This is a genomic window from Streptomyces sp. NPDC051020, from assembly GCF_040683105.1.
Taxonomy (GTDB): domain Bacteria; phylum Actinomycetota; class Actinomycetes; order Streptomycetales; family Streptomycetaceae; genus Streptomyces.
This window is the reverse complement of record NZ_JBFBCG010000026.1, coordinates 26,668-42,201: the sequence shown is the minus strand read 5'-3', so window position 1 is coordinate 42,201 and position 15,534 is coordinate 26,668. Positions and strand designations below refer to the sequence as shown.

14 protein-coding genes and 1 pseudogene are annotated in these 15,534 nt (G+C 70.9%); 8 read left to right on the top strand and 7 right to left on the bottom strand.

The genetic code is table 11. The features are described 5' to 3' along the window. Positions 1 to 19: 19 nt before the first annotated feature. The 3 genes from AB0N06_RS16500 to hutU form a co-directional block, all read right to left on the bottom strand. Positions 20 to 1,405, bottom strand: a complete 1,386-nt coding sequence (locus AB0N06_RS16500) for a formimidoylglutamate deiminase (RefSeq protein WP_366135370.1) — start codon at positions 1,403 to 1,405, stop codon at positions 20 to 22. Beyond that, on the bottom strand, positions 1,396 to 2,610 hold the full coding sequence (locus tag AB0N06_RS16495; protein ID WP_366135412.1) for an allantoate amidohydrolase: 1,215 nt from the start codon (positions 2,608 to 2,610) through the stop codon (positions 1,396 to 1,398). The genes AB0N06_RS16500 and AB0N06_RS16495 overlap by 10 nt, the downstream gene beginning before the upstream one ends. A 107-nt stretch (positions 2,611 to 2,717) precedes the next feature. Continuing rightward, entirely contained in the window at positions 2,718 to 4,376 is a 1,659-nt protein-coding gene (gene hutU / locus AB0N06_RS16490; RefSeq protein ID WP_366135369.1) for a urocanate hydratase, read from the bottom strand. Positions 4,377 to 4,643: 267 nt separating this feature from the next. On the opposite strand from hutU, the gene AB0N06_RS16485 reads away from it, so the two are divergent. Genes AB0N06_RS16485 through AB0N06_RS16475 form a run of 3 tightly spaced genes read left to right on the top strand, consistent with a single transcriptional unit; the run spans position 4,644 to position 6,033 of the window. Further along, the gene (locus AB0N06_RS16485) at positions 4,644 to 5,072 is read left to right on the top strand and encodes a hypothetical protein (protein WP_366135368.1); all 429 of its coding nucleotides are present in this window, start codon (positions 4,644 to 4,646) and stop codon (positions 5,070 to 5,072) included. 59 nt (positions 5,073 to 5,131) lie between these two features. After that, positions 5,132 to 5,695: a hypothetical protein gene (locus AB0N06_RS16480; protein WP_366135367.1), complete on the top strand. Its 564-nt coding sequence runs from the start codon at positions 5,132 to 5,134 to the stop codon at positions 5,693 to 5,695. After that, positions 5,659 to 6,033 (top strand): hypothetical protein, encoded by a 375-nt coding sequence (locus AB0N06_RS16475; RefSeq protein ID WP_366135366.1) that lies wholly within the window; start codon positions 5,659 to 5,661, stop codon positions 6,031 to 6,033. The genes AB0N06_RS16480 and AB0N06_RS16475 overlap by 37 nt, the downstream gene beginning before the upstream one ends. 16 nt (positions 6,034 to 6,049) lie before the next feature. Here the strand turns inward: AB0N06_RS16475 and AB0N06_RS16470 are convergent, their stop codons facing one another. The 3 genes from AB0N06_RS16470 to AB0N06_RS16460 form a co-directional block, all read right to left on the bottom strand. Next, positions 6,050 to 6,637, bottom strand: a complete 588-nt coding sequence (locus tag AB0N06_RS16470; protein WP_366135365.1) for a hypothetical protein — start codon at positions 6,635 to 6,637, stop codon at positions 6,050 to 6,052. Between the two features lie 345 nt (positions 6,638 to 6,982). Beyond that, positions 6,983 to 7,834 (bottom strand): MurR/RpiR family transcriptional regulator, encoded by an 852-nt coding sequence (locus AB0N06_RS16465; RefSeq protein ID WP_366135364.1) that lies wholly within the window; start codon positions 7,832 to 7,834, stop codon positions 6,983 to 6,985. Next, positions 7,831 to 8,433, bottom strand: coding sequence for a hypothetical protein (locus tag AB0N06_RS16460; RefSeq protein WP_366135363.1), 603 nt, complete (start codon positions 8,431 to 8,433; stop codon positions 7,831 to 7,833). Before AB0N06_RS16460 ends, AB0N06_RS16465 begins: the two co-directional genes overlap by 4 nt. A 126-nt stretch (positions 8,434 to 8,559) precedes the next feature. Here AB0N06_RS16460 and AB0N06_RS16455 point away from each other — a divergent pair. The 3 genes and pseudogenes from AB0N06_RS16455 to AB0N06_RS16445 form a co-directional block, all read left to right on the top strand. Then, a pseudogene (locus tag AB0N06_RS16455) lies at positions 8,560 to 8,884 on the top strand (glycine betaine ABC transporter substrate-binding protein); the annotation flags it as partial. Positions 8,885 to 8,904: 20 nt separating this feature from the next. Beyond that, on the top strand, positions 8,905 to 10,311 hold the full coding sequence (locus tag AB0N06_RS16450) for a cytosine permease (protein WP_366135362.1): 1,407 nt from the start codon (positions 8,905 to 8,907) through the stop codon (positions 10,309 to 10,311). A 168-nt stretch (positions 10,312 to 10,479) separates the two neighbouring features. Beyond that, the gene (locus tag AB0N06_RS16445) at positions 10,480 to 10,902 is read left to right on the top strand and encodes a hypothetical protein (RefSeq protein WP_366135361.1); all 423 of its coding nucleotides are present in this window, start codon (positions 10,480 to 10,482) and stop codon (positions 10,900 to 10,902) included. A gap of 372 nt (positions 10,903 to 11,274) precedes the next feature. Here AB0N06_RS16445 and AB0N06_RS16440 read toward each other — a convergent pair whose 3' ends face one another. Further along, positions 11,275 to 12,678 (bottom strand): cystathionine beta-synthase, encoded by a 1,404-nt coding sequence (locus AB0N06_RS16440; RefSeq protein ID WP_366135360.1) that lies wholly within the window; start codon positions 12,676 to 12,678, stop codon positions 11,275 to 11,277. Positions 12,679 to 12,834: 156 nt separating this feature from the next. On the opposite strand from AB0N06_RS16440, the gene AB0N06_RS16435 reads away from it, so the two are divergent. Continuing rightward, a complete protein-coding gene (locus AB0N06_RS16435) occupies positions 12,835 to 13,968 on the top strand; it encodes an SGNH/GDSL hydrolase family protein (protein WP_366135411.1) in 1,134 nt (377 codons plus the stop codon). Positions 13,969 to 14,134: 166 nt separating this feature from the next. Next, a complete protein-coding gene (locus tag AB0N06_RS16430; RefSeq protein WP_366135359.1) occupies positions 14,135 to 15,355 on the top strand; it encodes an acetyl-CoA C-acetyltransferase in 1,221 nt (406 codons plus the stop codon). The last annotated feature ends 179 nt before the right edge of the window (positions 15,356 to 15,534 follow it).

Genomic DNA, 15,534 nt, shown 5'->3' with positions numbered 1-15,534 from the left:
TCCTTGCGAGGGTCCGGGGTCAGCCGTGCAGGACGGCGATGGCCGAGGCGAGTGCTGCGGGGACGTCCTCGACGAGCGTGTGCTGCCCGTCGCGGACGATGTGCCGGCCTGCCACGACCGTATGACGCACATCGGCTGCGGAGGCGGCGAATACGACTGCTTCGGCGGCCAGTCGGGGCACCGGTCCCGCTGTTCTGACGGAGTCCAGGGCGACGGTGGTGAAGTCGGCGAGCGCGCCCGGTTCCAGGGTGCCCGCGTCGGACCGGCCGAGGGCGGCGTGCCCGTCGACGGTGGCGGCGCGCAGCAGTGCGGCCGCCGTCCAGTGGCCGCGGGTATGGGTGCGCAGACGCTCGTTGAGCTCCATCGCGCGGGCCTCTTCGAAGAGGTCGATCACGGCGTGGCTGTCGCTCCCGAGGGAGAGCGGCGAGCCGGCGCGCTGCAGGGCGACGGCGGGTCCGATGCCGTCGGCGAGGTCGCGTTCGGTCGTGGGGCACACGCAGGTGCCGGTGGCCGAGACGCCGAGCAGCGCGATGTCCTCACTGCTGAGGTGGGTGTTGTGGATGCCGGTGGTGCGCGGGCCGAGGACCCCGTGGTCGGCGAGGAGCCGGGTGGGGGAACAGCCGTGGGCGGCCTGGCAGGCGTCGTTCTCCGCGGTCTGTTCGGAGAGGTGGACATGGAGGGGCGCCTGCCGCTCCTCGGCCCACTTCGCCACGGTCGCGAGCTGCCCGGCGGGCACCGCGCGTACGGAGTGGACGGCCGCGCCGATCAGGGCGTGGTCGCTGCCCTTGAGCAGGGAGGCGCGTTCGGCCCAGGCGTCCGCGGTGGTGTCGGAGAAGCGCAGCTGGTGCCGGTCGGGCTCCCGGTACTGGCCGGCCCGCTGCCCGAATCCGGCGGCGAGATAGGCCGTGTCCAGCAGGGTGATCCGGATCCCGGCCGCGTCGGCGGCGGCGATCAGGGCTTCGCCCATCGCGTTGGGGTTGGCGTACGGGGCTCCGCCCGGCGCGTGGTGCAGATAGTGGAACTCGCCCACCGCGGTGATGCCTGCCAGCGCCATCTCGGCGTACACGGCACGGGCCAGGTCGTAGTACGTATCGGGGGTGAGCCGGGACGCGACCTGGTACATGAGCTCGCGCCAGGTCCAGAAGGTGCCGGAGCCGACCTGGACGGTGGAGCGCAGGGCGCGGTGGAAGGCGTGCGAGTGGGTGTTGGCGAGACCGGGCACCGTGAGCCCGCGCAGCACGGTGGCGCCCGGCGGCGGGGCGTCGACGCCGGTGCGGATCCCGGCGATCCGCCCGTCGGCGACGTCCAGGGTCACGCCCGGCTCGACATGGGTGCCGAGCCAGGCGTGGGACATCCAGAACGTGGCGGTGCGCCGCGCGCCCGTCGGTGTCGTTGTCAGCTGCACGCGAGGCCTTCCAGTACATCGGCGAGTGCGATCACCCCTGCGGTGCAGTCGTCCTCGGCGGCGTACTCGGCCGGCGAGTGCGAGATCCCGGTGGGGTTCCGTACGAACAGCATGGCGGTAGGGACCGAAGCGGACAAAATACCCGCGTCATGTCCGGCGCCGGTGCCGAGGACGGGCACAGCGCGGCCCGCGTCGCCGCCGCCCCGGCCGGTCAGGATCTTGCCGAGTTCGTCACGCAGGGCGTGCTGGAACTCCACGACGGGCGTGACGGACTCCCGTACGACATCGAGATCGATGCCCGCACGCTCGGCGTGCTCCCGGGCGGCCCGCTCGATGCCGGTGACGACGGCGTCGAGGGTGTCCTGGTCGGCGGCGCGCGAATCGAGCCAGCCACGGACGAGGGAGGGGATGGCGTTGACGCCGTTCGGCTCGACGGCGATCTTCCCGAAGGTAGCGAGAGCGCCGGTGAGCTCCGCCTCGCGGCGGGCGGCCAGCACGGTCTCGGCGTACGTGAGCATCGGGTCGCGCCGGTCGACGAGCCGGGTGGTCCCCGCGTGGTTGGCCTCGCCCCGGAAGTCGAACCGCCAGCGGCCGTGCGGCCAGATCGCGGAGGCGATACCGACCGGGTCGCCGGTGAGGTCGAGGGAGCGCCCCTGCTCGACATGGAGCTCGACGAACGCGCCGATGCGGGCCAGCCGTTCGGGGTCCGGGCCGATGGCGTCGGGGTCGTACCCGGCCGCCTCCATGGCCTGGGGCAGTGTGATGCCGTCGCCGTCGCGAAGCCGGTGCGCCTTCTCGACGGTCAGCTGCCCGGCGGCGAGCCGGGACCCGACGCAGGCGAGCCCGAACCGGGCCCCTTCCTCGTCGCCGAAGTTGGTGATGGCGAACGGCCGGGTGAAATCGGCTCCTCTGCGGCGGAGTTCGTCGAACGCCGCGAAGGAGGAGACCACGCCGAGCGGCCCGTCGAACGCACCGCCGTCGGGCACGGAGTCGAGGTGCGACCCGGTGACGACGGCGTCGTCACCGAGCGGATCCCCGAGCCAGGCCCACTGATTCCCGTTCCGGTCGACCTCGTACCCGAGCCCACGCGATTCGGCCTGCTCCCGGAACCAGACCCGGCAGTCGGCATCGGCACCGGTCCAGGCGTATCGCCGGTACCCACCGCTCTCGGAGTGGCGTCCGATGGGGGCAAGTTCCTTCCACATGGCCTGGAAGGACGGCTGCCCGGCCCCTTCCGGTCCCTGCGGACCATGGGGGAGGGCGGGCGCCGGGACACCCTCGGCGCCCACCGAACCGCTTCCGCCCGGCAGGCTCACTGCCCCTCCGTCATGGGAACCCGCACACCCTTGTCCGCGGCAACGGACTCCGCGATGTCGTACCCCGCGTCGACGTGCCGGATGACCCCCATCCCCGGGTCGTTCGTCAGCACCCGGCGGATCTTCTCGCCCGCCAGCTTCGTACCGTCGGCCACGGTCACCTGACCGGCGTGGATGGAACGCCCCATCCCGACGCCGCCGCCGTGGTGGATGGAGACCCAGGAGGCGCCGGACGCCACGTTGACCATGGCGTTCAGCAGCGGCCAGTCCGCGATCGCGTCGGACCCGTCGAGCATCGCCTCGGTCTCGCGGTACGGGGACGCCACCGACCCGCAGTCCAGGTGGTCGCGGCCGATCGCCAGCGGTGCGGCCAGCTCGCCGGAGGCCACCATGTCGTTGAACCGCTCACCGGCGCGGTCGCGCTCGCCGTAGCCGAGCCAGCAGATCCGGGCGGGCAGCCCCTGGAAGTGGACGCGCTCGCCGGCCATCTTGATCCACCGGTGCAGCGACTCGTTCTCCGGGAAGAGTTCGAGCATCGCCTTGTCGGTCTTGTGGATGTCCGACGCCTCGCCGGACAGCGCGGCCCAGCGGAACGGGCCCTTGCCCTCGCAGAACAGCGGCCGGATGTACGCGGGGACGAACCCGGGGAAGTCGAATGCCCGGTCGTAGCCCGCGAGCTGGGCCTCGCCGCGGATCGAGTTGCCGTAGTCGAAGACCTCGGCCCCGGCGTCCATGAAGCCGACCATCGCCTCGACGTGCTTGGCCATCGCCTCGCGTGCCCGCTGCGTGAAGTCGGCGGGCTTCTCGGCGGCGTACGAGGCCATGTCGTCGAAGTCGACGCCGATCGGGAGGTACGCGAGCGGGTCGTGCGCGCTGGTCTGGTCGGTGACGATGTCGATCGGGGCGCCCTCGGCGAGCATCCGGGGCAGCAGCTCCGCCGCGTTGCCGAGCAGACCGATGGAGAGCGGCTTGCGCGCGTCGCGCGCTTCGGTGGCGAGCTGGAGCGCGTGCTCCAGGGAGTCGGCGCGCACATCGAGGTACCGGTGCTCGATGCGGCGCTCGATGGCGCGCGGGTCGCAGTCGATACAGATCGCCACGCCGTCGTTCATGGTCACGGCGAGCGGCTGGGCGCCGCCCATGCCGCCGAGTCCGGCGGTCAGAGTGATCGTCCCGGCCAGCGTCCCGTTGAACTTCTTGGCGGCGACGGCGGCGAAGGTCTCGTACGTGCCCTGCAGGATGCCCTGCGTACCGATGTAGATCCACGAGCCGGCCGTCATCTGGCCGTACATGGTGAGCCCGAGCGCCTCCAGGCGGCGGAACTCCTCCCAGTTCGCCCAGTCGCCCACCAGGTTGGAGTTGGCGATCAGGACGCGCGGCGCCCACTCGTGGGTCTGCATGACACCGACCGGGCGCCCGGACTGGACGAGCATCGTCTCGTCCTGCTTGAGCGTCCGCAGCGTGCGCACCATCGCGTCGAACGAACGCCAGTCGCGGGCCGCCTTGCCCGTGCCGCCGTAGACGACGAGCTTGTCGGGGTGCTCGGCGACCTCGGGGTCGAGATTGTTCTGCAGCATGCGGAGGGCGGCTTCCTGCTGCCATCCCAGGGCGCTCAGTTCGGTACCGCGCGGTGCCCGTACGGGGCGGGGTCCTGACATGGCAATGCCTCCTCGCGACTGCGTTACTTCTATTCACATCCTGCTGTTCTGAATACTTGTAGTCAACAGGCGCGCCCGAAAGACCTGCCCCCGAAGACGGGATGCGGCACCGAACGCGGACAGAACATGACAGGGGCGGCAGCGGGTCCGACCGTTTCCGATCGCCTTCCGCATGTACCAATGGAAAATGCCAGAACTCCCACGTGAGGCGGGCACGTTGCGTAACCTCTCGGTCACAGCCGCACATCAGGTCGGGAGGGAGCCCGCGTGCCCGGAATCGACGAGTGCCTGCTCGAAGTCATGAGGCTGCCCGGTGCCCGCGGCGCCGCGGTGGTCGACTGGACGAGCGGTCTCGCCCTAGGCACCATCGGCGACTCGCCCAACGGCGATCACGAGGCGACCGCCGCCGAGACGGCCGAGGTGGCGCGCATGGCGGCGGAGCAGCCCGTGTTCACCCTCTCCGTCCCGGAACCCTTAACAGGCCCGGGCGGGAACGACGTTACCGCGACGGGCGCCGCGCCGCCGGTGGAAGACGTCATCGTCACCACCCGCGCCGACTACCACATCATCCGATTCGTCGAGACGGCCTTCGACAGCAGCGTCTTCCTGCATCTGTGGCTCGACCGCTCCGACGGCAACCTGGCGCTGGCCCGGATGAGGCTGGGCGAGATGGCGGAGCGGCTGGTCCTGGCATGAGAGCCGCCGCGCCCGAGAGAACACCTCCCGCGAGAACCTCATCCGAGAGAACCTTCCCCGTGAGAGCAGCCTCCGCCCTCTCCCCCATGCTCCAGCGTCTCGCCGCCGAGCGCGCCACCGGGGCCCTGATGCGCGACCGCGGCACGCTGTACCTCGCCGACGGCCAGGTCGTGCACGCCGAGAGCCCCTCGACACCCGGCCTCGACATCCTGCTCACCGCGAGCGGTGCCCTGCACCGCGACGGCTGGTGGGACGCGGTCGCCCGGGGCGGCTTCCGCGAACTGCTCGTACGTGGCGAGACCGGCTACATCGCCACGTACGCGGCGGGCTCCTCCGCCGTCCTCACACTCCTGGCCGAGGACCGGATCAACGTCGGCCGACTCCACCTGGAAGGCCGCCGGGCGGGCACCCGGATCGGCGAACTGGTCGACACCGCACTGAAACGCACCGCACAACCCGCGCCGCCGCCGTATGCCCCGCGCCCACGGACCCACCCCCCGGCCCCCTCCCGCACCGCACGTAGCACCAGGAACGCCAGAAAACGGAGCTGGTCACCTCGGCCGGCAAGGAAAGGAAACGAGCACTCATGGCCAACACCGAAGCGTCACTCAAGGAAGCAATGACGTCCATCGAGGGCACCGTCGGTGTCGCACTCGTCGACTACACCAGCGGCATGGCGCTGGGCACCCTCGGCGGCGGCAAGGACTTCAACCTGGAGGTCGCTGCCGCGGGCAACACGGATGTCGTACGCGCCAAACTCCGCACCATGGAACATCTCGGCATCAAGGACGAGATCGAGGACATTCTGATCACCCTCGGCGCCCAGTACCACCTGATCCGGCTGCTCAAGGCGCGCGGCAGCAACGGTCTCTTCCTCTACCTGGTGCTGGACAGCAGCCGCGCCAACCTGGCAATGGCCCGCCACCAGCTGAAGCGGATCGAGGCCGAACTGGAGGTCTGACCTCCGCGGGACGCGCTCAGCGACGCCGCGCCCCGCCGGGCGCGGCGTCGCCCGCCACCGGCCCGGTCGTCCGGTACGCCGCGACCCGCTTGCCCGTCGGCCGCCCCTTCTCCACCCAGTCGGTCCGCACCCAGTACAGGACGTCGTCCCTCCGCTCCCGCTGCCCGATCCGGACGGACTTGGCCCAGAGGCCGGCCCCCGCACCCGCAAGCGTCAGCCCACCAGCGCCGGGCAGCAGGAATCCACCGGCGATCGCCACGAGAAACCCGCCCAGCAGCCACCACCGGTGCCCACGCCGCCAGTTGCGTACGGTCACGGCCCGGTCCTGGAGGAAATCCGTCCGCCCGGCTCGGGTGGCGGCCCTCGCCAGCTCCGCGTACCTGCGCCCGCGCGCGAGCGCCACCACAACCGCGGTGATCAGGAAGAGCGCGGCTCCGGCAAGCAGTCCGATCCGGCGGCCGGTGAGCCCCGGGACAAGCGCACTGACGGCGGCGGCGAGCAGCCCCGACCACCACAGCGGTACGGCTCCGGCCCGTACGATCACCGCCACCCTCGCCAGCGACTGCGCTCCGCGCCCCACGTCCGTACCCCTCTCGACAGCCATCGATGCTGATTCTCGGGGCGCAGATTAACGACCGTATCTGAGCGGTGTCTGAGAATCGGCGAGGAATGCCGACCACCCGCCGGACTTCCCTCAGCACCGGACACCCGCCCGGCCGCCCCCGTGCCCGGCGCAGGCGGACTCGCCTCCGCGGCGCCGTTCCCGGCCGGCGAATTTCCGAGTCCGCCAGTGCCGGAAGCGATCACGGTCCGGACGCCGACGACAGCCCGCCCGGCCTCAGCCCCGGCGTCGGCACGACCGTCCGCCCGATCCCCCGGGTGCCCTCGACAGCCCCCGGGCGCTCACCCCGCCGGGCAGCCCGGCAGCCACATCCCGTGCGTCACGCCCTCATTCCACGAAAAGCCCGCGCGCCGCCGCCCGCGCGTCGAACTCCTCCAGCCGCGCCTGCACGTCCGGCAGGTCGTCGCACATCGCCTCCAGCAGCACCCGCCCCAGCAGCATCGGCGCGCACGCCGTGTCGAAGGCGAGTCCGGTGCCGACGGCCGCGGGAATCAGCAGGTCACTGTGTTTGGCCACCGGGGCGAACGCCGAATCGGCGACCGACACCACGGCCAATCCCTGCTCCTGGGCGTACGCGAGCGCGTCCACGACCTCCTTGGGATGGCGCGGCAGCGCGAAGCAGACCAGCGCGCTCGCCCCCGCCCGGCGCGCGGCGTCGATCCGGTCGTGCAGCATGGTGCCGCCCTCGTCGAGCACTCGCACGTCCGGGTGGACCTTGGCGGCGAAGTAGCCGAAGCCCCGCGCCTGCGAGGAGGCGGCGCGCAGCCCGAGCACCGGCAGCGGACGCGACGCGGCGAGCAGCCGCCCCGCCCGCTCGACCGGAGTGGGGTCGGCGAGGAGTTCGGCGAGGTGTTGCAGGTTCTCGATCTCGGCACGGACGGCCTGCTGGTACTCGTTGTACGTGTCGGCGGCGGTGCCCGCACCCCCCTCGACGGCGCCCGGCGCGACCTCCCGCAGATACCTGCGCAGCGCCGGATATCCGTCGAACCCGAGCGCGACGGCGAACCGGGTGACGGACGGCTGGCTGACCCCGGCGAGCTCGGCGAGCTCCACACTCGACAGGAACGGGACGTCCCCGGCCCTGCGCACCATCGAGTGCGCGATCCGCCGCTGCGTGGGCGTGAGCCGGTGCCCCTCGAAGAGCTGCTGCAACCGCGCAGCCGGGCTGCTCCCGTTCATACTGTCCCCCTAGTGCTGGTGCTGGTGCTGGTGAGATCGGTGTTCCACAGGTCCGTGCAGCGGTCGAGCAGCTCCCCTGCCGCCGCCTTCACATCATCGGTGAGCGGCCGGTCCGCGAGCTCCCCTTCAAGGAGCGAATCGGCCAGCTCGAACGCCCGACCGACCGGCAGGCCGGGATCGGGCCGCAGTTCGCGCAGCAGCAACGCCCTTACGGTGGCGACGAGTTCACAGGCGACGATCTGCCGGTAGGCGCCGCACACGCAGATCAGCGGGTTCTCGGCGGCCGCGTTGATCTCGATGGCGAGGACCTGTTCGAGCGCGTCGGCGGCCTCGGTCGGGGCCTCCTCGTGGCGATTGGCGCCGACCCCGGTGGATCGCCCGTACACCCGCCCGGTCGCGGCGAGTTCCCGGGCGGCCGCCCAGGACCGGTCGACCCGCTTCATCGCCCCGGCGCAGGGCACGGGCCGGGCGGCGCCGCGGGCCATCCGGACGGCATCGGCGACGGGGAGGGTCTCTCCGTCGAGCTCGACGAGGGAGACGGCGTGGTCCGCGGCCCAGCCACCGAAGGGCGAGGAGTCCACCATGTGGGACGACATCATGCGCGAACACTCCTCATCCGGACACTCAGTCCCGCCTTTCGGGATTTTGTCACCAGTGTTTTACCCCAGGGCATTGACAACCTATTCAGTCAACGGGAACTCTGCATGACTATATGCAGCCGGGGCAAGGGAGCCCTGCAGAAGGGCGATGTGGACGTCGCCAACCTCTTCACCACCGACACGGACATCACCGCCGAGGGCTGAGTGGTCCTCACCGACCCCAAGAACCTGATCCCCGGCCAGCACGTGGTCCCCCTGATCGCGGACCGCGCGGCGGACTCCACGGTCCGCACGGCACTGGCCCGCATGGGCGCCACCCTCACGACCAAGGACATCACGGAGCTGAACCGTCTGGTGGACGGAGCTGAACCGTCTGGTGGACAAGGACAAGAAGGACCCGGAGGACGTGGCGCACGACTGGGCCGCGGCGCAGGGCCTGGCAGAGAAGTAAGAGAAAAGGAGCAATCCCCGATGGCCGACTCCCTCGTCGAGCGCCGCTCGATCGACGTCGTTCCGGACGACGAACGGCACGGCACCGCGTTCTCCCAGTTCACGCTCTGGCTCGGAGCAAACCTCCAGATCACCGCGGTGGTCAGCGGCGCACTCGCCGTCATCTTCGGCGGCGGCGCCTTCTGGTCCCTGATCGGCCTGCTGGTGGGCAATCTGCTCGGCGGAGCGGTGATGTCGCTGCACTCGGCGCAGGGCCCCAGGCTGGGTCTGCCCCAGATGATCTCCAGCCGGGCACAGTTCGGGGTGCGGGGCGCGGTCGTGCCGCTGCTCCTGGTCGTCGTGATGTACGTCGGCTTCTTCGCCAGCGGCAGCGTGCTGGCCGGCCAGGCGGTCGGCGAGCTCACCCACCTCGGGCAGACCGCCGGCATCCTCGTCTTCGCCGCAATCACCGCACTGATGGCGGTGATCGGCTACCGGGTCGTCCACGTCCTCGGCCGGGTCGCCAGTGTGGTCTGCGCGCTGGCCTTCATCTATCTCGGTATCCGGTTGCTGGACCGGATCGATCTCGGCGCCGCCCTCGCCGACCGCGCTTTCGACCTGCCGATGTTCCTGCTCGCGGTGTCGATCGCGGCGTCCTGGCAGCTGGCGTTCGGGCCCTACGTCGCCGACTACTCGCGCTACCTGCCGCGCCGTACGAGCTCCCGCGCCACCTTCTGGTGGACGCTGGCCGGCACGACGCTCGGCTCCCAGTGGTCCATGGCCTTCGGCGTGCTGGTCGCGGCATCCGCGGGCGAGGCGTTCCTCGACGACCAGGTCAGCTATGTCGTCTCGCTGGGCGGCACCGGGCTGATCGCCTCGCTGCTCTACTTCGTGATCGCGCTCGGCAAGCTGACCATCAACGTGCTGAACACCTACGGCGGTTTCATGTCGATGGTGACCGGAATCAGCGGCTTCCGCGGGCAGCGGGCGCTGTCGCAGCGCGGCCGCTCCGCATACATCGCCGTGATCATGATCGCGGGCACGGCGGTCGCCCTGCTCGGCAAGGACACCTTCCTCGCCTCGTTCAAGGACTTCCTGCTGTTCCTGCTGACCTTCTTCACCCCGTGGTCGGCGATCAACCTCGTCGACTACTACCTGATATCGCGCGAGCGCTACGACATCCCGGCCCTGTCCGACCCGGACGGCCGCTACGGCGCCTGGCGCTGGGACGCACTGACGGTCTACGCAGTCGGCATCGTCGCCCAGCTCCCCTTCCTGGCGACGACCTTCTACACCGGCCCGCTGGTGGAGCCGCTGGGCGGCGCGGACATCTCCTGGATGATCGGCCTGCTCGTACCGGCCCTGCTGTACTGGCTGCTCGCCCGCCGCGACACCACCCACGTCCCGGCTGCCACCATCATGCCGACGGACCGGGTCCCGGCGGCCTGAGCCCGGCCGGTCGGCCGGCCACTGTGCCGTTGCTCGCGATCGTCGTCGTCGCGTCGGCGATCGCCGCCCACGACCCGCCCCGCGTCCACACCTGCTGAGCGGCTCCGCGCTTCAAAGAGGGGGGTTAGCCCCACTGCCCCGGGCCCCTCCGCTTCGTACCGTAGATATATGGAAGCCCGCGACCCGGAGCTCAAGAGTGAGCTCAATGCCGCCCTGCAGGCCCGCAGTGAACTGGGGCCGGAGTACGAGTCCGCGCTCATCGACTCGTTCCTGGAGAAGGTCGACCAGCGTCTCGACGTCACGCTCGACCGGCGGGTGCGGCGGCATCTCGCCGAACAGCAGATTGTGGTCGCCCGGGGGGCCCGGGCGCCACAGCCGCCGATGGGGAACTTCGGTGAGCGGTTCGGGCTCGGGGTCATCTCCTTGATCCTGGCCATCCCGCTGTCCGCGATCGGGGTCACGAACGCCGGGATCAACGGGCTCGTCGTGGCCTGGCTGGGGATCGTCGGGGTGAATGTCGCCCAGGCCGCCCGCAGCCGGCCGTTGTTCCGGCGCTCGGAGGAGCGCACGAAGTCCGACTGGGAGGACTGACCGACCGGCAATTGGGGGCAGTGTCACGGGGCTGGGGCACGCACCTCGCGGCGATGTCGTCGCCGGACAGGGAGCCCAGCGCGTCGAACAGGTGGACGCGCACAGAGGTATGTCGCGGGGATCGCCGCACCCCTGGTTTCCCAGGGGGCGGGACTACGGCGGTCCCCGCGAGGGACGCGGGTCCGGGTCAGGGCCGGGTGCGCGCGTCCTGGCGACAGTGGAGGTCCGGGAGCCGCTCCGTAGTCCGCGTCGCCGTCTTGGGCGCCGGCGGGTTTCCCTGCCGACACCCACCACTGTGCCGGAGCCGTGTTAAGCCGGTGCTGCGCGTACGTGTCGTGCTCGTACCGTTTTCGCGAAGCCCCGAATCGCTCCCTACTGCTTCGGGCCCGCGTCCTTCGCCAGGAACGCCAGCAGGTCCTGCCTGCTCACGACGCCCTTCGGCTTGCCCTCCACCAGCACGATCGCCGCGTCGGCACCGCCCGCGCTGCCGAGCACCGACATCAGGTCCTCGACCGGTTCGCCGGAGCCGACCTGCGGCAGCGGCGGCGACATGTGCTTCTCCAGCGGGTCGGTGAGCGAGGCGCGCTGCGCGAACAGTGCGTTCAGCAGTTCCCGCTCCACGACCGAACCGATGACCTCGGCGGCCATCACGTCCGGGTGGCCGGCGCCCGGCTTCACGATCGGCATCTGCGAGACGCCGTACTCGCGCAGGACGTCGATCGCCTCCCCGACGGTCTCCTCCGGGTGCATGTGGACGAGCGTCGGCAGCGGACCGTCCTTGTAGTCGAGCACGTCGCCGACGCGGGCGGACGTGCCCGTGTCGTCCAGGAAGCCGTAGTCGGCCATCCACTCGTCGTTGAAGATCTTGCTCAGGTAGCCGCGGCCGCTGTCCGGGAGGAGCACGACGACCACGTCGTCCGGTCCGAGGCGCCGCGCGACCTCCAGGGCCGCCACGACCGCCATGCCGCAGGAGCCGCCGACGAGCAGCCCCTCCTCCTTGGCGAGCCGCCGGGTCATCTGGAAGGAGTCCTTGTCGGACACGGCGACGATCTCGTCCGTGACCGTCCGGTCGTACGCGGTCGGCCAGAAGTCCTCGCCGACGCCCTCGACCAGGTACGGACGACCGGAACCGCCGGAGTAGACCGAGCCCTCCGGGTCCGCGCCGACGATCTTGACCGAGCCGCCGCTGACCTCCTTCAGATAGCGGCCGGTGCCGGTGATCGTGCCACCGGTTCCCACGCCCGCCACGAAGTGGGTGATCCTGCCGTCCGTCTGCTCCCACAGTTCGGGGCCGGTGGTCTCGTAGTGCGAGCGCGGGTTGTTCGGGTTCGAGTACTGGTCGGGCTTCCAGGCACCCGGCGTCTCCCGGACCAGCCGGTCCGAGACGTTGTAGTACGAGTCCGGGTGCTCGGGGTCAACGGCCGTCGGGCAGACGACGACCTCCGCGCCGTAGGCGCGCAGCACATTGATCTTGTCCGTGGACACCTTGTCCGGGCAGACGAAGATGCATTTGTAGCCCTTCTGCTGGGCGACGATCGCCAGGCCGACGCCCGTATTGCCGCTCGTCGGCTCGACGATCGTGCCGCCGGGCTTCAGCTCGCCGCTCTCCTCCGCGGCCTCGATCATCCGCAGGGCGATCCGGTCCTTCACCGAACCGCCCGGGTTGAAGTACTCGACCTTGGCCAGCACCGTCGCCTGGATGCCGGCCGTGACACTGCGCAGCCTCACCAGCGGGGTATTGCCAACGAGACTGATCATCGAATCGTGAAATTGCACCGTGTTACTCCGGGGTCTCCGAGATGGTGCGGCCAGGGTATGCGTACGGGCGTGAGATTGGGCGAAGCGATTGGGCGACGGTCGTTACGGGGCAGTTAGCTGTAAGTACGGCGGTACGGCAACGAGGAGGTGGACCGGACTGTGTCGAGAGCAAGGGTGGCACGGCGGATCGCGGCGGGCGCGGCCTACGGCGGCGGCAGCATCGGGCTGCTCGGCGCGGCGGCGGCAGGCGTGTTGGTGGCGGAGGTCCAGCTGGCGAAGCGGCACGTGGGAGGCGGCATCGCGCCGGTTCCGCCCAGTGCGGACGGACGGTACGGGGTGGCGTTCACCGGGCCTGCGGAGCCGCTGCGGCTCGGGCTGCTCGGTGACTCGACAGCGGCCGGCCAGGGGGTGCGCAGGGCCGGGCAGACGCCCGGGGCGCTGCTCGCCTCGGGGCTCGCGGCGGTGTCGGAGCGACCGGTGGATCTGCGGAACGTCGCGCAGCCCGGGGCCCGGTCGGACGATCTGGAGCGGCAGGTCTCGCTCTTGCTGGCCGACACGTCCCGTCCGCCGGACGTCTGCGTGATCATGATCGGGGCGAACGATGTGACGCACCGGATGCCCGCCACCCAGTCGGTGCGGTACCTGACCACCGCCGTGCGCAGGCTGCGTACGGCGGGTGCGGAGGTGGTCGTCGGCACCTGCCCGGATCTGGGCACGATCGAGCCGGTCTACCAGCCGCTGCGCTGGCTGGCCCGGCGGGCGAGCCGTCAGCTGGCGGCGGCACAGACGATCGGATCGGTGGAGCAGGGCGGGCGAACGGTATCGCTGGGCGACCTGCTGGGGCCGGAGTTCGAGGCGAATCCGCGCGAGCTGTTCGGCCCGGACAACTACCACCCGTCGGCCGAGGGGTACGCGACGGCGGCGATGGCACTGCTGCCGACCCTGTGCGCCGTGCTGGGCCTGTGGCCGGAGTCCGACCGTCTCGACGGGTCGCGGCGTGAGGACATGCTGCCGGTGGCCAAGGCAGCGTCCCAGGCGGCCCAGGAGGCCGGTACGGAGGTCACGGGGGCGCGGGCACCGTGGGCTCTCCTCAAGCACCGCAGGCGCCGGCGTCTGCCCGCGGCCACGGAGCCGCACCCGGAGCCGGCTGTACGACACTCGGATACAGGGCACCTGGACGGCCGGCAGCCGGAGGTCCAGCCCCCGGAGATCCAGCACCTGGACGGGAAGCGCCCGGACGTGCCGTTGGACAGGGACCCTCGCGCAGGCGGGGACGCGGGCACGGACCCTGCACCCCGGACCGCCTGAGCGGTCGCTTAGAAAAGAGGCCCGCATCACACAGCCTGCCGGGTGACCTCGGCGATACGTACGGGTAACTTCCCAGACAGTCCCACTGAGTCCCGCTCAGCCTGTCGAGCCTCCCGCTCGGTCCTGCTCAGCCCAGACAGCCTTCCAGCCCTCATGGAGCCGCGTGATGCCCGAAGCCGTGATCGTCTCTGCTGCCCGTTCCCCCATCGGCCGGGCCTTCAAGGGGTCGCTGAAGGACCTGCGGGCGGACGACCTGACCGCCACGATCATCCAGACCGCGCTGGCCAAGGTCCCCGAGCTGGACCCGAAGGACATCGACGACCTGATGCTCGGCTGCGGCCTCCCCGGCGGCGAACAGGGCAACAACCTGGGCCGCATCATCGCCGTGCAGATGGGCATGGACCACCTGCCCGGCTGTACGGTCACCCGCTACTGCTCGTCCTCGCTGCAGACCAGCCGCATGGCGCTGCACGCCATCAAGGCCGGCGAGGGCGATGTCTTCATCTCCGCCGGTGTCGAGATGGTGTCCCGCTTCGTGAAGGGGAACTCGGACAGCCTGCCGGACACGCACAACCCGCTCTTCGCCGAGGCCGAGGCCCGTACCGCCGCCCGCGCCGAGGAGACCGGCGCGGGCTGGCACGACCCGCGCGAGGACGGCCTCGTCCCGGACGCGTACATCGCGATGGGGCAGACCGCCGAGAACCTGGCCCGACTCAAGGGCGTCACCCGTCAGGACATGGACGAGTTCGGCGTGCGGTCGCAGAACCTCGCCGAGGAAGCCATCAAGAACGGCTTCTGGGCGCGCGAGATCACCCCGGTGACGACCCCCGACGGCACCGTCGTGTCGCGGGACGACGGCCCGCGCGCGGGCGTCACCCTGGAGGGCGTGCAGGGTCTGAAGCCGGTCTTCCGCCCCGACGGCCTGGTCACCGCGGGCAACTGCTGCCCGCTCAACGACGGTGCCGCCGCGCTCGTGATCATGTCCGACACCAAGGCGCGCGAGCTGGGTCTGACCCCGCTGGCCCGGATCGTCTCGACCGGCGTCTCCGGTCTCTCCCCCGAGATCATGGGGTACGGACCGGTGGAGGCGAGCAAGCAGGCGCTGAAGCGTGCCGGCCTCACCGTCGACGACATCGACCTGGCCGAGATCAACGAGGCGTTCGCCGCCCAGGTGATCCCCTCCTACCGCGACCTCGGGCTGCCGCTGGAGAAGGTCAACGTCAACGGTGGCGCCATCGCCGTCGGCCACCCCTTCGGCATGACCGGCGCCCGGATCACCGGCACGCTGATCAACAGCCTGCAGTTCCACGACAAGCAGTTCGGTCTGGAGACCATGTGCGTGGGCGGCGGCCAGGGCATGGCGATGGTCATCGAGCGGCTGAGCTGAGCTGCAGCGGAGGGTAGGGGGCGCCTGAGGAACGAAGGCGGCACCTGCCCGCAGCGGAAGCGAAGCGAACGCGACCACAGGCCCGAGCGGCTGAGCTGAGCTGCAGCGGAGGGTAGGGGGCGCCTGAGGAACGAAGGCGGCACCTGCCCGCAGCGGAAGCGAAGCGAACGCGACCACAG